This is a genomic window from Sphingomonas palmae (genome assembly GCF_900109565.1).
GTDB lineage: Bacteria > Pseudomonadota > Alphaproteobacteria > Sphingomonadales > Sphingomonadaceae > Sphingomonas > Sphingomonas palmae.
On the sequence record NZ_FNZZ01000002.1, the window covers coordinates 505,037 to 524,265 of the forward strand.

Genomic DNA, 19,229 nt, shown 5'->3' on the forward strand with positions numbered 1-19,229 from the left:
GGCGCCAGCGGTGCACGTCGTCTTTCGCGAGCAGCACGGGCTGGAGGAAGCCGACGCCCCGCGCGACCTCGCGCAGGACCCGGCCGATCTGGTGGTGCTGTCGTTCTCCGACAGCGATCTGGGCGCGTTCGCGGCCGGGTGGCATGCAGCCGCGCCCGGCGCGCTGCCGACGCTCAGGCTCGCCAACCTCGCCGACCTGACGCACCCGTTGTCGGTCGACACCTATCTCGAGCGCACCTTGTCGGGCGCGCGCGGCATCCTGATCCGCTTGATCGGCGGACGATCGTACTGGAGCTACGGCCTCGCGCAGGTCGAGAGCTTGGCGCGCGCGAACGGGATTGCGCTCGCCGTACTCGCCGCCGATGGGCGCGAGGACGATCGGTTGCGCGCGGCCTCGACGTTGCCCGCCTCGACGCTCGATCGGCTCGCGGCGTTGTGCGACAGTGGCGGTGCGGTGGCGGCGCAGGCGGCACTCGCGCAACTGGCGCTCGCCGCGGGCTTGCGCGCGGCACCGGTGCGAGGGGCGGCGGCGCTGGGGCAGGTTGGCGCGTGGTTGCCGGCGAGCTGTCCGGCCTGCCCGGCCGCAATGCTGTTTGCGCCCGATCCACGGCCGCGCGTGCTGCTGACCTTTTACCGCTCCTACCTCGCCGCCGCCGATCTCGATCCCGTCGCCGCGCTCCATGCCGCGCTGTCGGCGCGCGGGTTCGACGTGGTGCCGCTATACGTGCCGTCGCTGAAGGACGGCGACACTCGCGGCTGGCTAGCGCGTTGGGTGGCGGCGCTCGCCCCCGTCGCCATCGTCAACGCGACCGCCTTCTCCGCGCGCGGCGGCGATGAGGCCACCTCGCCGCTCGATGCCAGCGACGCGCCGGTGTTCCAGGTCGCGCTCGCTACCTCGGGGCGGCAGGCCTGGACGGAGGCGACACGCGGCCTCTCGCCTGCCGATCTAGCCATGCACGTCGTGCTGCCCGAGGTCGATGGCCGCGTCTTCGCCGGGGTCGCGAGCTTCAAGGAAGCGGCGGTGCGCGACCCCGCCTTGCAGCACGCTCGCCGTGCGCATCGCGCCGCGCCCGAGCGCGTCGCGGCGATCGCCGACCGAGTCGCGGCGTGGGTCCACCTGCGCCAGACGCCCGCACGCGACCGACACGTCGCGTTGGTGCTGTCGACCTACCCCGGCAAGACGCACCAGATGGCGCACGCGGTCGGTCTCGACGCGCTCGCTTCCGCCGAGGTGATTCTCGATGAACTGGGTGCGCCAGCTGGCGGGTCGCTCGCCCATGCGCTGAATAGCGAGACACTGCGTTGGCCGATCGCCGCGTACCACGCCGCACTCGCACGCCTGCCGCAGCGATTGCGCGACGATCTGTCCGCCGCATGGGGTGACGCGGGTGACGATCCGGCGGTGAGCGGCGACGACTTCGCCTTCCCCGCCGTCCGACGAGGCAAGGCGCTGGTGGCATTGCAGCCCGAACGCGGCGAGCCGCGCGAGCGTGCGGGCGAGTATCACGACCTCTCGCGCGTGCCGCGGCACGGCTACGTCGCTTTCTACCTGTGGCTGCGCGAACAGGCGATCGACGCGCTGGTCCACGTTGGCGCGCACGGCACGCTCGAGTGGCTGCCGGGCAAGGCGGTCGCGCTCTCGGATGATTGCTGGCCCGAGGCGCTGACTGGCGCGCTGCCGGTTATCTACCCGTTCATCGTCAACGATCCGGGCGAGGCGGCGCAGGCGAAGCGCCGCGTGGGCGCGGTGACGCTCGGCCACCTTCCGCCACCGCTGGTTACGGGCGAAGGCGGCCCGGGGCTCGGGCGGCTGGAGGCGCTGCTCGACGAATTTTCCAATGCCGACGGGCTCGATCCGGCACGCCGCGACCGATTGCAGCGCGACATCGCCGAAGAGGCCGACGCGATCGGGCTGTCGGCCGAACTGGGGCTCGCCGACGCGGCCAATGCGGCAGAGGCGATCACACGCATCGACACCTTCGTGTGCGACGTGAAGGACACGCGCTTCGGCGACGGTCTCCACGTCTTCGGGGAAGGCCCGTGCGGCGCGGCGGAGCGTGACGGGCTCCACGCCGCGCTGTCGGGATGGCGCGTGGTGCCCGGACCAGCTGGTTCGCCGTATCGCGGACGCAAGGACGTGCTGCCGACCGGGCGCAACCTGTACGCAATCGACCCGCGCGGCGTGCCGTCGCGCTCGGCGCATGCTCAGGGCAAGCGGCTGGCCGACGAGCTGGTCCGCCGCCATCTGCAGGACGAGGGCGATTATCCGCGCGCGCTGGTGGTCGACCTGTGGGGATCGGCGACGATGCGCACCGCGGGCGAGGAGTTCGCGATGGCGCTCCACCTGCTCGGCGCGCAGCCGGTGTGGGATACCGGATCGGACCGCGTGACCGGCGTCGAGATCCTGCCGCTCGCGATGCTCGACCGCCCGCGCGTCGACGTGACGCTGCGGGTTTCGGGACTGTTTCGCGACACGTTCGCGCAATTGTGCGCGCTGTTCGGGCAAGCGGTACGCGCGCTCGCCGCGCGCGACGAAGCGCCCGAGTGGAACCCGTTCGTCGGTCAGAGCGGCGCTGAAAGGGCGGGCGCGCGCGTCTACGGTCCGGCACCCGGCAGCTACGGCCTTGGCATCGGCGACGCGGCCGACACCTACACCGACGCAGCTCGCGCCGCGGCTGGTGAGGCGTGGCTCGCCGCGTCGTCGTACAGTTTCGATGCGGGCGAGGTTGCCGATCCCGCCGGCATCGCCGCGCGCGTCGCCGCCGCCGACGCCTTCGTCCACATACAGGATTTGCCCGAAACCGACCTGCTGATCGCCGCCGATTACGCCGGGCACGAAGCGGGTTTCGCCGCGGCGCAGGGCGTCGTCGGCGGGCACGCGGCGCTCTACCATCTCGACGCGCGCGACCCCGGTCGCCCGCGCGCGCGTCCCCTACGCGAAGAGGTGGCGCGGGTCGTGCGCGGGCGCGCCGCCGATCCGGCCTGGATCGCCGGCATGATGCGCCACGGCTACCGCGGCGCGGCGGAGATTGCAGGCACGCTGGACCATCTCGGCAGCTTCGCGCATCTGGCGAACGTGGTGACACCCGAACTAATCGACCTGTACCATGACGCGACGATCGGGCGCGACGAGGTGCGCGCATTTCTGGCCGCGGCCAACCCGGCCGCACTCGCCGCGATGGAGGCGCGCTTCGCCGCGCTCCTCCGGTCGGGGCTGTGGCCGACCAGGCGCAATTCGATCCTGGCGACACTGGGACTGCCAGCATGAGCGTGCGGCGCGGCTGGTGCCCGACCGCATGGCGGCCGATGGCGGCGGGCGACGGCCTGCTGCTGCGCGTCCGCCCGTCTATGGGGCGGATCACGGCGGAACAGGCGCGACTTATCGCAGATATCGCGGCGCTTCACGGTAACGGCGCGATCGACCTGACCAACCGTGCCGCGCTGCAATTGCGCGGGCTGGACGAGGCGGGGTGGCGCGCCGCAATCGACAGGCTCGTCGCTGCCGGACTGGTCGACGCCGATCCTGCGCGTGAGACGCTGCCGCTATTGGTTGCGCCCGATTGGCGCGAAGGCGACGACACGCACCGGATCGCGACCGCATTGTCGGCGCGGTGGGCTGAGTTGCCGCCGCTTCCGGACAAGTTCGGGATTGCGATTGATGCCGGCCAGGTCTGCGTGCTGGGCGACGCTTCGGCCGACCTGCGCGTCGAGCGTGCGGACACCGGCGCGCTGATGCTGCGCGCGGACGGGCGCGCGACCGGCATCGCGGTCCCGGTCGGCGAGGAAGTCGACGCGATCCTCGCGCTGGCGGACTGGTTCGTCGCCAGCGGCGGTACGGCGGCGGGGCGGATGGCGCGTCACAACGCCGCCCTGCCCGATTGGGCAACGGGCGGGCTGTGCCCGCGCCGGTCGACAGGCGCGCCAGCGGACGATCCGCCCAGCTATCCGCTCCCGTTCGGCCGCATCGACGCCGATGCGTTGACGGCGCTCACCCAGCGAGTCGGACTCGCTGCGCTGCGGCTGACACCGTGGCGCACGCTGCTGCTCGAAGGAGCGCCCGCGCCGAAGTCCGACTTAGGCTACCTACGGGGAATCGATGCCTGCGTCGGCGCGCCCGCCTGTCCGCAGGGGAGCGTCGCGACACGCCCGCTCGCCACCGAACTCGCGCCACTGATCGCGGGCACGCTCCACGTGTCGGGCTGCGACAAGGGGTGCGCGCGGCGTACCCGCGCCGATGTCGTGCTGACCGGTCGCGACGGCCGGTTCGATCTGGCGCTGAACGCGCGCGCCGACGCGCCGCCCGTCGTGTGCGGCCTCACCTACGAGCAGGTGCTCGCCCACTTCAAAGGTTTCCCTCGTGCCGCATAGCTACGAAACCGACGGCGCAGCGATTTACCGGCAATCGTTCGCGATCATCCGCGCCGAAGCCGAGCTCCAGCGCTTCTCCGCCGAGGAGGAGCCGGTCGCGGTGCGGATGATCCACGCCGCCGGGCTGGTGGAGCTCGCGCCGTTTATCCGCTTCACAGCCAACTTCGCGCAGGTCGCGCGCGCGGCGCTCGCGGCAGGCGCGCCGATCCTGTGCGACGCGCGAATGGTGAGCGAAGGGATCACGCGCGCGCGGCTGCCGGCCGATAATCAGGTGATCTGCCCCTTGCACGACGCGAGCGTCCCCGCACTGGCCGCCCGCATGGGCACGACGCGCTCCGCCGCCGCGCTGGAGCTGTGGCGACCACATATGGCGGGCGCGCTGGTCGCGATCGGCAACGCGCCGACCGCCTTGTTCCACCTGCTCGACATGCTGGAGGACCCCGCCTGCCCGCGCCCCGCCGCGATCATCGGCTGCCCGGTTGGCTTCGTCGGCGCGATGGAGTCGAAGGCAGCGCTGTGGGCCGAGCAGCCGGTGCCGTGCGCGATCGTCGAGGGACGGCTGGGCGGCAGCGCGATCACCGTCGCTGCGATCAACGCGCTGGCGAGCCGCGCCGAGTGAGCCGTCACCCCCCCGGCACGGTGCACGGCGTCGGTCTCGGCCCCGGTGCCGCCGACCTGATGAGCGTGCGCGCCGACCGGCTGGTGCGCGCGGCGCGCCACGTCGCCTATTTCCGCAAGGCGGGGCGCCCGGGTCGCGCGCGCCGGCTGGTCGAGGGGATGCTGCGCCCCGACGCGGTCGAGTTCGCGATGGACTATCCGGTCACGACCGAGATTCCGGTCGGGCCAGCCTATAACGACTGCCTGTCGCGCTTCTACGCTCGCTGCACCGATCACCTCGCGCGGCTCGCGCTGACGGGCGAGGACGTAGTGGTGCTGTGCGAGGGCGACCCGTTCTTCTACGGCTCGTTCATGCACCTGCACGCGCGATTGCTGGGGCAGGTGCCCGTTCAGGTCGTGCCCGGCATTACCGGCATGTCGGGCGCCTGGACCGCGAGCGGCGTGCCGATCACCTGGGGCGAGGACGTGCTGACGGTCGCAACCGCGACGCTGCCCGAGGACGAGCTTACCCGCCGCATCGCCGATACCGACGCGCTGGTGGTGATGAAGATCGGGCGTCACCTGCCCAAGCTGCGGCGCGCGGTGCTGGCCGCGGGACGTGGCGACAATGCGTGGCTGGTCGAGTATGCCGCCATGCCCGAACAGCGCGTGCGCCGGCTGGCAGAGGTCGGCGACGAAGCGCCCTATTTCTCGATCCTGTTGATCCACGGTCAAGGACGGCGACCGTGAGCGCGGGATGGCTGGCGATCGCGGGGCTGGGGCCGGGCGACGAGGCGCTGGTCACGCCCGAGGTCAGCGACGCGCTGGCGCAGGCGACCGACGTGATCGGCTACATTCCCTACGTCGCGCGCGTGGCGCCGCGCGATGGACTGGCGCTGCACGCGTCGGACAACCGCGTCGAGCTCGACCGTGCGACGCTGGCGCTCGAGCTGGCGGCACGCGGTCGACGCGTCGTTGTCGTTTCGTCGGGCGATCCCGGCGTTTTCGCGATGGCGGCGGCGGTGTTCGAGGCGCTGGAGGCGGGCGACGCATCGTGGCGCGAGCTCGACATCCGCGTGCTGCCCGGCATCACCGCGATGCTGGCGGCGGCGGCACGTGCAGGCGCGCCGCTGGGACACGATTTCTGCGCGATCAATCTGTCGGACAATCTGAAACCGCGGAGCGTGGTGGAGCGCCGCGTCGCGCTGGCGGCAGAAGCGGATTTCGCCATCGCCTTCTACAACCCGCGGTCGCGCGCGCGCCCCGACGGGCTTGGTCGCGTCTTTGATGTGCTGCGCGAGGTGTGCGGCGACGCGCGACCGGTGCTGTTCGCGCGGGCAGTGACGACGCCTGAGGAGTCGCTGCGTATCGTGGCGCTGCCAGACGCGCGCGGCGAGATGGCCGACATGCGCACGATGGTGATCGTCGGGTCGAGCCGCACCCGCGTGATCGAGCGGGTGGGCGCGCCGATCCTCTACACGCCGCGCTGGATGCCTGAGGGAACGCCGTGAGCGATCCAGTCGAAGACCGCCGCCACGTCGTGCACTTCGGTGCGCGGCGGCAGCGCGGGCCGATCAATCATCAGCACTTCCAGGCCGAGCGCGCGCGCCGCCGCGATCTTCGCCGACGCGCCGCTGCCGCCGGCGTTCTTGGCGACGACCAGGTCAATGCGGTGATCGACCATCAGCCGTCGGTCGCTATCGACATCGAACGGTCCGCGGTCGATCACGAGATCGTAGTGCGGCAGCGGCGGAGCCACGTTTGGCCGATCGACGAAGCGCAGCAGGTAATGGTGCTGCGGCTGCGCGGCGAAGGCGGCGACGTGCATCCGCCCGAGCGCGAGCATGACGCGCCGCGCTGGACCGGCGAGCGCCGCCACCGCCGCATCCACGTCGGCGACGTGCGTCCAGCGATCGCCCGCGATCGGCGTCCAGGCGGGACGCGTCAGCGCGATCAGCGGCACACCCGCGCGCTGTGCGGCGGTGACCGCGTGCGCGCTCATCTGCGCGGCGAAGGGGTGTGTCGCATCGACGAGATGCGTGACGTGCTCGCGCTTCAGATAGGCGGCGAGCCCCGCCACCCCGCCGAAGCCGCCGACGCGGATCGGCACCGCCTGCGCCGCCGGGGCCGCGGTGCGCCCGGCGTAGCTCAGCACCGCCTCCACCCCTCGGAGCGCACACGCATCGGCGAGTGCACTCGCCTCGGTCGTGCCGCCCAGGATCAGGAGCTTGGTCATGGGTGAGCGCGGGCCTTGGCTGACGATTGTCGGGATCGGCGAGGATGGACCGGACGGGTTGTCGGCGGCAAGCCGCGCGGCGCTCGATCGAGCCGAACTGGTGTTCGGCGCGACGCGTCACCTGTCGTTGCTGCCTGATCTGATGGCGGAAACGCGCACTTGGCCGGTGCCGTTTGAGGTCGGTATCGCCGACCTGCTGGCCGAGCGCGGACGCCGCGTGGTCATGCTCGCCTCGGGCGATCCGTTCTGGTTCGGCGCAGGCGCGACGCTGTCGCGTCACCTATCGCCCGACGAATGGGTCACGTATCCCGCGCCCTCGACCTTCGCGCTCGCGGCGGCGCGGCTCGGCTGGCGGGTGGAGGAGACGGTCTGCCTCGGCCTCCATGCCGCGCCGGTCACGCGGATGCGTCCGCATCTCGCAGCCGGAGCGCGCATCGTCGGGCTGGTGCGTGACGGCGCGGGCGCGCGCGCGCTGATCGACTATGTCGCTGAGCAGGGCTTCGGCGCGTCGTCGGTGACGGTGCTGGAGGCGCTGGGTGGTCCGCGCGAGCGGGTGCGCACGACGCGCGCCGACGCCGCTCCTTTGGCCGACATCGCGCATCCCCTCGCGGTCGCGATCGAGGTGGCGGGCAGCGGCGAGACGCTGCCGCTCGCCGCCGGACGCCCAGACACATGGTTCGACCACGACGGGCAGATCACCAAGCGACCCGCACGCGCGCTCACGCTGTCCGCGCTTGCACCCCGCGCGGGCGAGTTGTTGTGGGACATCGGCGCGGGCTCGGGCTCGATTGCGATCGAGTGGCTGCTCGCGCACCCGTCGACCCGCGCGGTCGCTTTCGAGCGCGACCCGACCCGCGCCGACCGCGCGCGTGCCAACGCCGCGACGCTCGGCGTCGACCGGCTGGTCGTCACTGAGGGCGCCGCGCCCCTGATCCTCGCCGACCAGCCCGCACCGGCGGCAGTGTTCGTCGGCGGCGGATTGTCGCTCGCGCTGCTCGACTGGCTCGACGCGCATCTGCCCGCGGGCACGCGCGTCGTTGCCAATGCGGTAACGCTTGAGTCGGAGGCGCTGCTCGGCCAATGGCACGCGCGGCGTGGCGGTTCGCTCCTGCGGATCGAGCTCGCCGAGGCCGCGCCGATTGGTACGCGACGCGGTTGGCGCAGCGCCTATCCGCTGGTGCAGTGGAGCGTGACGTGGTGATCGTCGCGGGCTTCGGCTGTCGTGCGGGTGCAACGACCGACGCCTTCGCCGCGGCGCTGGCGGCGACCGGCGTACCCTACGTCGATCGCTTCGCCGTGCCGGCAGACCGGGCGGCGTTGCTCGACGCCTTCGCGCGCGAGCACGGGGTTCCGCTAATGGTGATTTCACCCGACAAGCTGCGCGGCATCGCCACGCCGACCCGATCCCCCATCAGCCTCGCCGCGCGTGGCACCGGCAGCGTCGCGGAGGCCGCGGCGCTGGTCGCTGCCGGCGTGGGCGCACGCGTCAGCATTACGCGCTGCATCTCGCCCGACCGCAGCGTCACCTGCGCGATCGCCGTTTCAGGAAGCCACGCATGACCGTCCACTTCATCGGCGCAGGCCCTGGTGCCGCCGACCTGATCACGCTGCGCGCGCGCGACCTGATCGCTGCCGCGCCGGTGTGTCTCTACGCCGGATCGCTCGTTCCCGCCGCGCTGCTCGGCCATTGCCCGGCGGGCGCGCGGATCATCAACACCGCACCGCTGTCGCTCGACGAAATCATCGCGGAGATCGCGCGCGCGCACGCCGACGGCCACGACGTCGCGCGGCTTCACTCGGGCGACCTGTCTATATGGTCGGCGTTGGGCGAGCAGTTGCGGCGGTTGCGCGCGCTCGGCATCCCGTTCGACGTGACGCCGGGCGTGCCCGCCTTCGCCGCCGCCGCCGCCGCGCTGGAGGCCGAGCTGACGCTGCCGGGTATTGCGCAGTCGTTGATCCTCACCCGCACGCCTGGTCGCGCCAGCGCCATGCCCGCGGCGGAGACGCTGGAAGCGTTCGCCGCCACCGGCGCGACGCTCGCGATCCACCTGTCGATCCACCGCTTGAGTGAGATCGTCACCGCGCTGACGCACACTCACGGCGCCGATTGCCCGGTCGCGATCGTGTGGCGCGCGAGCTGGCCCGACCAGCGCATCGTGCGCGGCACGCTCGCGACGATCGAGGCGGCGGCCGCGGGCGGGCCGGAGCGGACCGCGCTGATCCTGGTCGGACGCGTGCTCGCCGCCGAAGACTTCGCCGAGAGCAGCCTCTACGCGCCCGGCTATGACCGCCGCTTCCGTCCGCAATCCGCGACCTCGCGCTTCGCCGGAGAGAGCGAATGACCGCCGGGCTGATGATCGCTGCGCCCGCGTCGGGCACCGGCAAGACCACGGTGATGCTCGGCCTGCTGCGCGCACTCGCCAATCGCGGTGTCGCGGTGCAACCGTTCAAGTGCGGTCCCGACTATATCGACCCTGCCTTTCACCGCGCGGCGAGTGGGCGCGCGTCGTTCAACCTAGACAGCTGGTCGATGCCGCCGGCGCTGCTCGACGCGCTTTGCGCGCACGGAAACGACGCCGACCTGATCCTGGCCGAGGGATCGATGGGCTTGTTCGACGGCGTGGCGAAACCGGGTGCGACCGGGAACGGCGCCAGCGCCGACATTGCCCGGCGTCGCGGCTGGCCGGTCGTGCTCGTCATCGACGTGTCGGGGCAGGCGCAGTCCGCCGCGGCGACCGCGCTCGGCTTCGCGCGCTACGATCCGGAGGTGCGCGTCGCCGGCGTGATCCTCAACCGCGTCGCCAGCCCGCGCCACGACCGGCTGGCGCGCGCGGGGATGGCGGCGGTCGGCCTGCCCGTATTCGGTAGCCTGCCGAGGCGCGGCGACCTGAAGCTGCCCGAGCGGCACCTGGGGCTCGTCCAGGCGGTCGAGCACCCGGATCTCGACGCCGCGGTCGCCGCCTACGCCGCCTTCCTCGCCGAGCACGTCGACTTGGACGCGTTGCGCGCCGCCGCCAATGCGGAGCCGCTCGCCGCTGCGCAGGCGCAGCCGGTCACGCCACCGGCGCAGCGGATCGCGCTCGCGCGTGACGCCGCCTTCTCGTTCACCTACCCGCACCTTCTCGACGCGTGGCACGCCGCGGGCGCGGAGATCATCCCATTCTCCCCGCTCGCCGACGACGCACCCGATCCTGCCGCCGATCTCGTCTGGCTGCCGGGCGGGTACCCCGAGCTACACGCCGGCCGCCTCGCCGCCGCCGATCGCTTCCGCGCCGGATTGCACGCGCACGCCGCGACGCGTCCGATCCACGGCGAGTGTGGCGGCTACATGGCACTGGGCGAAGCGTTGATCGACGCCGACGGGTCGAGCCACCGCATGGCGGGGCTGCTCGGCCTCGTCACCAGCTACGCGCAGCGGCGGATGCATCTGGGCTACCGGCGCGCGGTGCTGGAGGCACCGATCGGCGCCATCCCGGCGGGCAGCGGCCTCGCAGGCCACGAATTCCATTATTCCACTATCATCGAGCAACCCGACGCCGCACTGGCGAGGGTCAGCGACGCCGATGGCAATGCGGTGGCCGATACCGGATCGTATCGCGGGCGCGTGTCGGGTACCTTCTTCCACCTGATCGCGGGGACTGCCGAGTGACGCGGGTCAGCTTCGTCGGCGCGGGGCCGGGTGACCCCGAACTGCTGACGCTGAAAGCGGTCGACCGGTTGGCGCACGCCGACGTGGTGCTGTTCGACGACCTGTCCGCCGGCCCCGTGCTGCGTCACGTTCGCGCCGGCGCTGACCTCGTCGCGGTCGGCAAGCGCGCGGGGCGCCCCTCGCCAAGCCAGGCTCACGTCTCCGCGCTGCTGGTCGAGCACGCGCTGAGCGGCGCGCGCGTGGTGCGGTTGAAGGCGGGCGATCCCGGCATCTTCGGCCGGCTGGAAGAGGAGATCACCGCGCTGCGCACCGCCGGCGTGGCGTTCGAAATCATACCCGGCATCAGCGCCGCGCAGGCCGCCGCCGCGGCCGCCGCGATCCCGCTGACGCGCCGGGCCGAGGCGCGCCGCGTCCAGTTCGTCACCGGCCACGACGCGACCGGCGGCCTGCCCGAACAGCGCAACATGGCGGCACTCGCCGATTCGGACGCGACCACGGTCGTGTTCATGCCCAAGCGCACCTTCCCCGCGCTCGCCGACGATCTGGCGGCGCACGGGCTGCCCGGCGACACGCCCGCACTCCTTGCCGAGGCGGTCGGCCATCCCGAGCAGCGGCTGACGCGCACCTCGATCGCGGCGCTCGCCGAACAACTGCGCGCAGGCGTGTCGGATGCGACCGCGCTGATCCTCTACGGTCCGCTGGCGGCCGAGGCATGATCGACCTGCACCTGATTGGGATCGGTACTGGGAGCCCCGACCACCTGACGCGCGCGGGCGAGAGCGCGATGCGCGCGGCCGACGTGATCCTGCTGCCGCGCAAGCGCGCGGACACCGCCGATCTGCTCGACGTGCGGTTGGCGCTCTGCGACGCGGTGCTGGGAGAGCGGGGGCGCGTCGCGGTCTTCGACCTGCCGGTACGCAACACCGCCGCTCCCTATCTCGGCGCGGTGAACGCGTGGCACGACGCGATCGCCGATGCCTGGGCGAACGCGATCGCGCGGCACCTGCCCGGCGGTGGGCGGCTGGCACTGCTCGTCTGGGGTGATCCGTCGCTGTACGATTCGACCCTGCGCATCACCGACCGGCTGCGCGCGCGGGGGATGACATTGAGCGTGACGGTTACGCCCGGCATCACCAGCTTGCAGGCGCTCACCGCCGCACACGCGATCCCGCTCAACACGATCGGCGACCCGGTGACGATCACCACCGGGCGGCGACTGGCGGATGGCGGCTGGTCCGCGGGCGCGGACACGCTGGCGGTGATGCTCGACGGGCAATGCGCGTTCGACACGATCGATCCGGCGGGCGTGACGATGTGGTGGGGCGCGTATCTCGGGATGCCGCAGCAGGCGCTCGCGGCGGGGCCGCTCGGCGAGATCGCCGTCGGCGTTCGCACGCGCCGCGCGGCGCTTCGCGAAGAACACGGCTGGATCATGGACATTTACCTGCTGCGTCGCGCACGACCGTGACGGCTCCGGTGTTCGACGCCGCGTTTCGCGACCAGTTCGACGCGCTGCTGCGCTGGCGGCGCGATGTGCGTCACTTCCGGCGCGATGCGCTGCCCGCAGGCGAGCTCGACACGATCCTCGACGCCGCACGCCTCGCCCCGTCGGTCGGCAACAGCCAGCCATGGCGGTTCGTGCGATGCCGCTCGGACGATCTGCGCGAGCAACTGGCGGCACACGTCGACCAACAGAGCACCGTCGCGGCGACAGCGATCACCGATCTCGAGCGTAGCGCATCCTACGCCAAGCTGAAGCTGCATGGCCTGCGCGAGGCACCCGAGATTGTCGCGGTGTTCAGCGACGACGATCCCGCCGCCGGCTACGGCCTCGGGCGCGCGACGATGCCGGAAACGTTGCGTTATTCCACCGTGCTCGCGATCGATCATCTGTGGCTCGCCGCACGCGTGCGCGGCGTGGCGGTCGGTTGGGTGTCGATCCTCGATCCTGCCTACGTCACCGCGTTGCTCGACGTACCGGCGGGCTGGTCGCTCGTCGCATTGCTGTGCCTCGGCTATCCCGAGCGCGATGCCGACACGCCCGAGCTGGAGCGTCGCGGCTGGCAGGCACGCCAACCGCTGAACATCCTCACGCGCTAGCCCTCGCGCGGCGGGACGAGCGCCTGCAACCGCCAGCGGCCGTGTCGCGACAGGATGAGACGGGTGAGCGGCGCGACGTCGATCGCCAGCACGCTCGCGTCCGGCAGCACCAGCGCATGCGCCAGTGTGGCGCGGATCACTGCCGCATGCGTCACCGCGAGCACGCGCCCCTCTTCCAGCTCGTCGAGCCATCCACCGACTCGTTCGCGCACCGCCGTCATCGGCTCGCCACCCGGAGCGCCCTGCTCGGGCGCGGCTAGCCACCGCGTGAACGCCTCCTCACCGATCTCGGCCATGCTGCACCCCGCCCAGTCACCAGCATCGACGTCGCGGAGGGCCGGTTGCTGTGCCGCGTCGATGCCGAGCAGCGCAGCAGTCTCGATCGCCGAGGCAGCCGGGCTGACGAAGCAGTGATCGACGCTTGCCCGGTCGAAAGCCGCCGCGCGCACCTTGGCGCGGCCGCCGTCATCGAGCGGTTCGGCCGGATCGGGGAAGCGCCCCTCGCGCACGCCGCGCGTCGCCCCGGCACATAGCAGGGTCAGGCGAGTGGTCGGGGGGCGGGCAGTCACGCGGCTGCTCTGGCCGGTTGACGCGCGGGCGTCCAGCCGCCACACCGATCGCATCGGAGCCGGGCGGGAAGCCGGTGCGAAACCGGCGCGGTCGCGCCACTGTGATCGGCGGGCTTGCCCGACCGGAAGCCAGACCCCGCCCGGCACCTTCACCCACGCCGGGCGCGTTCACCCGGACAGGAGCGACACGATGACGACCCGCACCGCCACCCATCCCGGCCCCTTTGCCGCTGCTGCTCCCGCCGCGCGGCCGATCCCGCTCGCCGACATCGCGCCTTGGGCGGTGTTCGCATTCGTCGTCGCGCTGATCCTGTTGTACTTCGTCAGCACCGAACAGGGCGCGTTCGCGCTGTTCGACGGCATGTACGTTCATGAATACGTCCATGACGGGCGTCACCTGCTCGGCTTCCCCTGCCACTGATCCGGCGGACGCCGTCATGACCAGGTCTTTGCTCTGGCGAGGGTTGCTCGCCGGACTCGTCGGTGCGTTCATCGCCGTCACCTTTGCGCTACTATTCGCAGAGCCGCAGATCGACGCCGCGATCGCGCTTGAGGCGCGCCATGTCATGCCCGGCATGGCGGCGGAGCCCGAGCTCGTGTCGCGCGCGACGCAGAAGACGTGGGGGCTGTTCACCGCGATGGGCCTGTACGGCACCGCGCTTGGCGGATTGTTCGCGATCCTGTTCGCCGCGCTTCACGGCCGCGTGTCACGCCTGAGCCCGCGCGCGCTGTCGCTGCTGCTGGCACTCGCCGCCTTTGTCGTGGTCGTGCTGGTGCCCGCGATCAAATATCCGCCCACCCCGCCTGCGGTCGGGCTGCACGAGACCGTGCGCCTTCGCACCGCCGCCTATTTCGCGATGCTGGCGCTGTCGGTACTGGCGGCGGTCGCGGCGGGGTGGACGGCCCGGCGTGCACACAAGCTCGTAGGCGTCGATCGCCTGCTGATCGCAGCCGGCGTGTTCGTCGGGGTCGTCGCGATCGGGCAGCTGCTGCTGCCGGTGATCGACGAAGTGCCGGCGGACTTCCCCGCCAGCCTGTTGTGGCAGTTCCGCCTCGCCTCGATCGGCACGCAAGCGGTGTTCTGGCTCGCCACCGCCGACCTGTTCGGCCGCGCGGCGGAGCGCGAGTTAGCGCGCCCCGCCTGAGCGATCAGCTGCGGCGGATCAGCGCGCGCGACAGCCGGCGATCCTCCAGCGAGTAGTAGAGCCAGATCGCGCCACGATCGACCACGACCGAGGCGGCGAAGGCGATGTCGGTCGCCGTGCGATCGTCGACCGGCGGCGGGGTGATGAGCGGCTCGATCCCGCGCGCGACGATGCGGGTCAGGTCGGCGTCGAACGCGATCCAGCCGATCCGCCAGCGCGCGTCGCGTGTAGCGCCGTTGTAGAACATTACCGGCACATCGGGATCGTCGATCAGCAGCGGGCCGGTCGACAGATGCCAGTCATCCCAGCTGTTCTCGCGCGGCATGAACGGGGTCGGCTGCTCGTCCCACGGACCCGCGGCATCGGTGCCGACCGCCAGCCCGACGCGCGATGCCTCGTCCGCGGCATATTCGTAGAACAGCCGCCAGCGCCCGTCCTTGGTCCGGTTGACGGTGGCTTCCTTGGTGTTCCCTTCCGACTTGGACGAAGCGAGCGCGACCCCGCTCTTTGTCAGCCGGTCGAGCGACCGCCCGCTCGCGTAGGATAATTCGCCGTGCGCGTGGTCGGCGAGCACGCCCGAGTAGTAAACCAGATAGCCAGCAGCGGTGCGTACGACCGTAGGGTCCTCGACCCCGCCCGCATCGTGCGCGTCGGGACCGGGCACGATCGACGGCTCGGGCAGCATCGTGAAGCGGACGCCGTCGTCGCTCCACCCGCTCCAGATCTGACCCGTGTCGGTCATCAGCTCGCCCGGGCGGCAGACCGCGCGCACCATCATGCCGAAGCGGCCGTCCGCTTCCTGCCAGACGTACGGGCTCATCAGGTCGCGCGCCATCAGTGCGGGCGGGCCGTCGACCTGCACGACCTCGATCCGCTTCACGTTGAAGTCGAGCGCGATGTCGGCGGGCGCGACCGCGTCCTTGCGGTGCGGATCGGCGACGGACGCGTCGCTCATGCGCCCAGCGCCTGCATCAGCGACAGCCCGCCGTCGATGACGATCCGTGCGCCGGTGATGTAGCGCGCCTTGTCAGAGGCGAGGAACACCGCGAGGTCGGCGACCTCCGCCGGATCGCCGGCGCGGCCCATCGGAATGTTGTGCTCGAGCGTGCGACGATAGACCGGATCGGCCTGCGCCCGCGCGTTCATCGGCGTCAGGATCATGCCCGGTTCGATCGCGTTGACGCGAATGCCGCGCGGCGCTTCCTCGATTGCCAGCGTCTCGACCAGGTTGGAGAGCCCGCCCTTCGCCGAGCAATAATCTGCCCCACCCGCGCGCACGGCATAAGCGTGGATCGAGGAGATATGGATAATCGAGGCATCCGCCTTCGCCTCGCCGCGCGCGGACAGGAAGCGGCGCGAGACGATGAACGCGCCGGTCAGGTCGGTGCCGAGCAGCCGCTGCCACTGCGCCAGCGTCATGTCGCGCACGGTGACACCGGACATGTTCAGCCCGGCCGAGTTGACCAGCACGTCGGCCGCGCCCCATTTCGCTTCCACCGCGGCAAAGGCGGCCTCGATCGATTGTTCGTCCGCGACATCGGCCCGCACCGCGATCGCCTCGCCACCGCGTGCGGTGACCGCCGCGACCGTCTTCTCCGCCGCGGCCGCATCCGAATGATAGATCACGCAGACGCGGTCGCCGCCAGCGCCGAACGCCTCGGCACAGGCGGCGCCGATACCTGATTCCGCTCCCGTCACGACAATCGTCCGCGCCGTCATGTTATCCTCCGCCGATGTTGCGCGCTTAACTCACGGCAACCCCGATCGGCTGCACGCACGCGCTCGACGGTGGCGCGACGATCGCGGCTGGCCTATCCTCACGTCATGATCGACCCCTCGCCGCCTTCACGAACGCAGCATCGGGCAAGTGCCCTCATCCTCTCGCTGCTGCTCGCCGCGTGCGGTCAGCCGAGCACCGCGACGCAGAACGTGCCGAGCAATCCGGCGGCGAACGACGTCGCGGCGATGAAGAACGACATTGCGGCGGTCGAGGACCGCGTCACGCGCGACACGCTGACCCGCCGCGTCGACGATTTGGAGAAACGGGTCGGCGCGCTGGAGGTCACGCCGGAGAAGATCGACCTCGACCTGTTGACGCAGCGCGTTCAGGCGCTGGAGACGAAATCGAGCGTGTCCGATCTCGCCGATCGGCCGGTACCAAGGCCAACGCCGTCGAAGGCTGCGCCTTGAGAAGCGTTGCTACTTAGGTTAGTTGTGGAGCGGGTAACGGGAATCGAACCCGTGTATTCAGCTTGGAAGGCTGCTGCACTACCATTGTGCTATACCCGCCCGGCGCATTTACTGCGCGGTCTTGAGGCACGCGGATTATTCGAGAACCCGCTCGCGTGCAAGCAGGACGTTGCCCGCAGCTTCCTTCACGCGCGGCCCTAAAGAAATTCGGCCTGAATTAGGTACTTAGCACATCAGCCATCGTTGAACCGAGCACATGGGTGCGACGAAGCGTTGTTTGCGTCCGTGCATCCAAGCCGACGTTCGCGTATTTCGTCGGCGTTCATCGTGGCGCATGACGCGCACGCTATGGCGCGGCACGACCGCGAGTTGAGGATAGAAGGTGATGCAGACGCTGAACGCGTTCGAGGGTGAGATCGGAAACAAGCACGCACGTGGCACGCGCGGCGCGGCGCTGCTGCGCGTGGTCGGTGGCGCGAGCAGTGCAGTGCTGGCGGTGATGGCGAGCCACGCTTCGGCGCAGATAATCCCGCCGGCCGCGCCGCCCGTGACTGCGCCGGCAACGCCCGCCCCCGCGGCAGCGTCGCCTGCCGCGCGCATGATCGCGCAGCCGCTACCGCGCCTCACCGATGCGCAGACGCGAGAACTCGCCAAGCTGATCGCGCAGGACGAAGTGCGTCAGGGCTTGCGCCAGGGCAACCCGCGCGACCTGAGCGACAAGACCGGCGACGCACTGGTCCGCGCCGCGCTCGACCACGCGCGCGCAGTGCACGCCGGACGGCTCGACGCGAGCGATTTCGAGCGCGACTGGGGCATCCGCCCGCAGGCCTATGATCCGCTGCCCGGCTTCGTCGATGCGGTGGAGCGCGATCGGCTCGCCGCGTGGGTCGCCTCGCTGCCGCCGCCTTATGCCGGCTACGATGCGCTGGTCGCGGGGCTCGCGCGTTATCGCCAGATCGCGGCCGATGGCGGTTGGGGCACGGTCCCCGCCGCGGCCGAGTTGAAGTACGGGCGCTCGGGGCCTGCGGTCGCCGCACTGCGCAAGCGGCTGGCGGCGGAGGATCCTCAGGTCTCGGCCAGCGGCGACAAGTTCGACGCCGACCTGCTCGCCGCCGTGCGCCGCGCGCAGCGTCGCTACGGCCTCAACCCCGCGGGCGATGTCGGCGCGCAGACGCTGGCGGCGCTGAACGTCCCGGTCGCGGCGCGGATGCGGCAGATTTCGGCGAACATGGAACGCTGGCGCTGGCTGCCCGCACAATTGGAGCAGAACCGCGTCCAGGTGAACGTCGCCGCGGCCGTGCTGACCGTGTTCGACGGCGACGCGCCGGTCATGTCGATGAAGGCTGTGACCGGGCGACCCGGCAACGAGACGCCGATGCTTGTTTCCTCGATCCACTCGGTCGTGCTCAACCCGCCGTGGAACGTGCCGAGCTCGATCGCTGACAAGGAATTGTGGCCGAAGGAGCGCGCCAATCCCGGTTATCTGAAACGCAACGGTTTCCGCGTGATCGACACCGGCGGCGGCGGCAAGCGGTTGCAGCAATCGTCGGAGAAGAGCGCGCTCGGCCGCTACAAGTTCGACTTCCCCAACGACTTCGCGGTTTACCTGCATGACACGCCCGCGCAGGCCGGCTTCTCGCGCTTCGACCGGCTCGCCAGTCACGGCTGCGTCCGGCTGGAGAAGCCTGAGGCGCTTGCCAAGCTGCTGATGAAGACCACGCCGCAGTGGCAGCCCGAGGCGATCGATGCCACGGTCGCTGCCGGCAAGACGGTGCGTGCGCAGATGGCGCAGCCGGTCGCGGTCTACCTGCTCTACTGGACCGCCTTCGCCAGTCCGTCGGGTCAGGTCGGTTTCCGCGACGATCCGTACAATTGGGACAGCGATCTGGCGAGCAAGGTCGAGGCGCGGCAGGCGAAGCAGACGCTCGCGTCGCTGTAACCGGCAAAAGGGAACGGACAGAATGTTGAAGAAGACGAAAACCGCCGCCGCGCTCGCCGGCGTCCTGATGCTCTCGCTCGCCGGCTGCTCACGCTCGGCGGACGAGCAGGCGCCGCTGCCCGACAATGAGATTTCCGACAATTACCAGTCCGAGCCGGAGCCGATTCCCGTGCCGACGGAGAGCGCGACGCCCGAGGCACTGCCCGCGACCGACCTGAACGCGACCGCTGAGGCGCTGCCGCCACCTGCCGAGCGGAGCGTCGACGAGCAGATGAACGACGACGCCTTCGCGACCGGGATGACGGCGCGCAGCACGCGCGGGCAGTCACGCGATACTGCGGCCGCGCCGACGCGCGACCAGCCGAGCGTGGACGAACCCGCGACCGACGGCAACTACACCGGCGAGTAAAGCTGGTTCGCCGACCACGCCCAAACA

The 19,229-nt window shown here is 71.1% G+C and carries 21 protein-coding genes, 1 tRNA gene and 1 riboswitch; of the genes, 17 read left to right on the forward strand and 5 right to left on the reverse strand.

From position 1 onward, the window contains the following. Positions 1 to 10 precede the first annotated feature (10 nt). The 5 genes from cobN to cobJ are packed head-to-tail and all read left to right on the forward strand — an operon-like array spanning position 11 to position 6,476. On the forward strand, positions 11 to 3,268 hold the full coding sequence (cobN, locus tag BMW51_RS06885; RefSeq protein WP_093004714.1) for a cobaltochelatase subunit CobN: 3,258 nt from the start codon (positions 11 to 13) through the stop codon (positions 3,266 to 3,268). After that, positions 3,265 to 4,368, forward strand: a complete 1,104-nt coding sequence (locus BMW51_RS06890; RefSeq protein ID WP_245708319.1) for a cobalamin biosynthesis protein CobG — start codon at positions 3,265 to 3,267, stop codon at positions 4,366 to 4,368. The genes cobN and BMW51_RS06890 overlap by 4 nt, the downstream gene beginning before the upstream one ends. Continuing rightward, positions 4,358 to 4,987 (forward strand): precorrin-8X methylmutase, encoded by a 630-nt coding sequence (locus BMW51_RS06895; protein WP_093004718.1) that lies wholly within the window; start codon positions 4,358 to 4,360, stop codon positions 4,985 to 4,987. The genes BMW51_RS06890 and BMW51_RS06895 overlap by 11 nt, the downstream gene beginning before the upstream one ends. Continuing rightward, the gene (gene cobI / locus BMW51_RS06900) at positions 4,984 to 5,715 is read left to right on the forward strand and encodes a precorrin-2 C(20)-methyltransferase (protein WP_093004720.1); all 732 of its coding nucleotides are present in this window, start codon (positions 4,984 to 4,986) and stop codon (positions 5,713 to 5,715) included. Before BMW51_RS06895 ends, cobI begins: the two co-directional genes overlap by 4 nt. Then, on the forward strand, positions 5,712 to 6,476 hold the full coding sequence (gene cobJ / locus BMW51_RS06905) for a precorrin-3B C(17)-methyltransferase (protein ID WP_093004722.1): 765 nt from the start codon (positions 5,712 to 5,714) through the stop codon (positions 6,474 to 6,476). The genes cobI and cobJ overlap by 4 nt, the downstream gene beginning before the upstream one ends. On the opposite strand, the gene BMW51_RS06910 is transcribed toward cobJ, so the two are convergent. Beyond that, on the reverse strand, positions 6,440 to 7,201 hold the full coding sequence (locus tag BMW51_RS06910) for a cobalt-precorrin-6A reductase (RefSeq protein WP_093004724.1): 762 nt from the start codon (positions 7,199 to 7,201) through the stop codon (positions 6,440 to 6,442). The two genes, cobJ and BMW51_RS06910, sit on opposite strands and share 37 nt — an antisense overlap. Here BMW51_RS06910 and cbiE point away from each other — a divergent pair. From cbiE to bluB, 7 genes are read left to right on the forward strand one after another with little or no spacing between them, the layout of a single operon-like run. After that, on the forward strand, positions 7,200 to 8,402 hold the full coding sequence (gene cbiE, locus BMW51_RS06915; RefSeq protein WP_093004726.1) for a precorrin-6y C5,15-methyltransferase (decarboxylating) subunit CbiE: 1,203 nt from the start codon (positions 7,200 to 7,202) through the stop codon (positions 8,400 to 8,402). The genes BMW51_RS06910 and cbiE overlap by 2 nt on opposite strands. After that, the gene (locus BMW51_RS06920) at positions 8,399 to 8,761 is read left to right on the forward strand and encodes a cobalamin biosynthesis protein (RefSeq protein WP_093005141.1); all 363 of its coding nucleotides are present in this window, start codon (positions 8,399 to 8,401) and stop codon (positions 8,759 to 8,761) included. The genes cbiE and BMW51_RS06920 overlap by 4 nt, the downstream gene beginning before the upstream one ends. Beyond that, positions 8,758 to 9,543, forward strand: coding sequence for a precorrin-4 C(11)-methyltransferase (gene cobM, locus BMW51_RS06925; RefSeq protein WP_093004728.1), 786 nt, complete (start codon positions 8,758 to 8,760; stop codon positions 9,541 to 9,543). The genes BMW51_RS06920 and cobM overlap by 4 nt, the downstream gene beginning before the upstream one ends. After that, complete coding sequence (locus BMW51_RS06930) at positions 9,540 to 10,850, forward strand: cobyrinic acid a,c-diamide synthase CobB (protein WP_093004730.1); 1,311 nt, start codon at positions 9,540 to 9,542, stop codon at positions 10,848 to 10,850. The genes cobM and BMW51_RS06930 overlap by 4 nt, the downstream gene beginning before the upstream one ends. Then, positions 10,847 to 11,566 (forward strand): uroporphyrinogen-III C-methyltransferase, encoded by a 720-nt coding sequence (cobA, locus tag BMW51_RS06935; RefSeq protein WP_093004732.1) that lies wholly within the window; start codon positions 10,847 to 10,849, stop codon positions 11,564 to 11,566. Before BMW51_RS06930 ends, cobA begins: the two co-directional genes overlap by 4 nt. Next, the gene (cobF, locus tag BMW51_RS06940; RefSeq protein ID WP_093004734.1) at positions 11,563 to 12,318 is read left to right on the forward strand and encodes a precorrin-6A synthase (deacetylating); all 756 of its coding nucleotides are present in this window, start codon (positions 11,563 to 11,565) and stop codon (positions 12,316 to 12,318) included. The genes cobA and cobF overlap by 4 nt, the downstream gene beginning before the upstream one ends. Further along, the gene (gene bluB, locus BMW51_RS06945) at positions 12,315 to 12,950 is read left to right on the forward strand and encodes a 5,6-dimethylbenzimidazole synthase (protein WP_093004736.1); all 636 of its coding nucleotides are present in this window, start codon (positions 12,315 to 12,317) and stop codon (positions 12,948 to 12,950) included. Before cobF ends, bluB begins: the two co-directional genes overlap by 4 nt. Here the strand turns inward: bluB and BMW51_RS06950 are convergent. After that, entirely contained in the window at positions 12,947 to 13,519 is a 573-nt protein-coding gene (locus tag BMW51_RS06950) for a histidine phosphatase family protein (RefSeq protein ID WP_177171565.1), read from the reverse strand. The genes bluB and BMW51_RS06950 overlap by 4 nt on opposite strands. A 64-nt stretch (positions 13,520 to 13,583) precedes the next feature. Then, positions 13,584 to 13,658, forward strand: a riboswitch (cobalamin riboswitch). 51 nt (positions 13,659 to 13,709) lie between these two features. Between BMW51_RS06950 and BMW51_RS06955 the strand changes: the two genes are divergently transcribed. Further along, positions 13,710 to 13,940, forward strand: a complete 231-nt coding sequence (locus tag BMW51_RS06955; protein WP_093004740.1) for a CbtB domain-containing protein — start codon at positions 13,710 to 13,712, stop codon at positions 13,938 to 13,940. Positions 13,941 to 13,956: 16 nt separating this feature from the next. Further along, on the forward strand, positions 13,957 to 14,664 hold the full coding sequence (locus BMW51_RS06960) for a CbtA family protein (RefSeq protein WP_093004742.1): 708 nt from the start codon (positions 13,957 to 13,959) through the stop codon (positions 14,662 to 14,664). A 4-nt stretch (positions 14,665 to 14,668) separates the two neighbouring features. On the opposite strand, the gene BMW51_RS06965 is transcribed toward BMW51_RS06960, so the two are convergent. Both BMW51_RS06965 and BMW51_RS06970 read right to left on the reverse strand, forming a co-directional pair. Further along, positions 14,669 to 15,619 (reverse strand): glycoside hydrolase family 130 protein, encoded by a 951-nt coding sequence (locus tag BMW51_RS06965; protein WP_093004744.1) that lies wholly within the window; start codon positions 15,617 to 15,619, stop codon positions 14,669 to 14,671. Then, the gene (locus BMW51_RS06970) at positions 15,616 to 16,383 is read right to left on the reverse strand and encodes an SDR family oxidoreductase (RefSeq protein WP_093004746.1); all 768 of its coding nucleotides are present in this window, start codon (positions 16,381 to 16,383) and stop codon (positions 15,616 to 15,618) included. The genes BMW51_RS06965 and BMW51_RS06970 overlap by 4 nt, the downstream gene beginning before the upstream one ends. 69 nt (positions 16,384 to 16,452) lie before the next feature. On the opposite strand from BMW51_RS06970, the gene BMW51_RS06975 reads away from it, so the two are divergent. Then, entirely contained in the window at positions 16,453 to 16,854 is a 402-nt protein-coding gene (locus tag BMW51_RS06975) for a hypothetical protein (protein ID WP_143051824.1), read from the forward strand. Positions 16,855 to 16,879: 25 nt separating this feature from the next. Here BMW51_RS06975 and BMW51_RS06980 read toward each other — a convergent pair. Further along, positions 16,880 to 16,953, reverse strand: a tRNA-Gly gene (locus BMW51_RS06980). 286 nt (positions 16,954 to 17,239) lie between these two features. On the opposite strand from BMW51_RS06980, the gene BMW51_RS06985 reads away from it, so the two are divergent. Beyond that, the gene (locus BMW51_RS06985; RefSeq protein ID WP_177171566.1) at positions 17,240 to 18,793 is read left to right on the forward strand and encodes a L,D-transpeptidase family protein; all 1,554 of its coding nucleotides are present in this window, start codon (positions 17,240 to 17,242) and stop codon (positions 18,791 to 18,793) included. 22 nt (positions 18,794 to 18,815) lie between these two features. Next, positions 18,816 to 19,202, forward strand: coding sequence for a hypothetical protein (locus BMW51_RS06990; RefSeq protein ID WP_093004750.1), 387 nt, complete (start codon positions 18,816 to 18,818; stop codon positions 19,200 to 19,202). The last annotated feature ends 27 nt before the right edge of the window (positions 19,203 to 19,229 follow it).

Coding starts and splice junctions, on each gene's coding strand:
- BMW51_RS06890 (WP_245708319.1), top strand. CDS start 3,265: ATGAGCGTGCGGCGCGGCTGGTGCCCGACCGCATGGCGGCCGATGGCG.
- cbiE (WP_093004726.1), top strand. CDS start 7,200: ATGGGTGAGCGCGGGCCTTGGCTGACGATTGTCGGGATCGGCGAGGAT.
- BMW51_RS06910 (WP_093004724.1), bottom strand. CDS start 7,201: ATGACCAAGCTCCTGATCCTGGGCGGCACGACCGAGGCGAGTGCACTC.
- cobM (WP_093004728.1), top strand. CDS start 8,758: ATGACCGTCCACTTCATCGGCGCAGGCCCTGGTGCCGCCGACCTGATC.
- BMW51_RS06930 (WP_093004730.1), top strand. CDS start 9,540: ATGACCGCCGGGCTGATGATCGCTGCGCCCGCGTCGGGCACCGGCAAG.
- cobF (WP_093004734.1), top strand. CDS start 11,563: ATGATCGACCTGCACCTGATTGGGATCGGTACTGGGAGCCCCGACCAC.
- BMW51_RS06955 (WP_093004740.1), top strand. CDS start 13,710: ATGACGACCCGCACCGCCACCCATCCCGGCCCCTTTGCCGCTGCTGCT.
- BMW51_RS06960 (WP_093004742.1), top strand. CDS start 13,957: ATGACCAGGTCTTTGCTCTGGCGAGGGTTGCTCGCCGGACTCGTCGGT.
- BMW51_RS06965 (WP_093004744.1), bottom strand. CDS start 15,619: ATGAGCGACGCGTCCGTCGCCGATCCGCACCGCAAGGACGCGGTCGCG.
- BMW51_RS06970 (WP_093004746.1), bottom strand. CDS start 16,383: ATGACGGCGCGGACGATTGTCGTGACGGGAGCGGAATCAGGTATCGGC.
- BMW51_RS06985 (WP_177171566.1), top strand. CDS start 17,240: ATGCAGACGCTGAACGCGTTCGAGGGTGAGATCGGAAACAAGCACGCA.
- BMW51_RS06990 (WP_093004750.1), top strand. CDS start 18,816: ATGTTGAAGAAGACGAAAACCGCCGCCGCGCTCGCCGGCGTCCTGATG.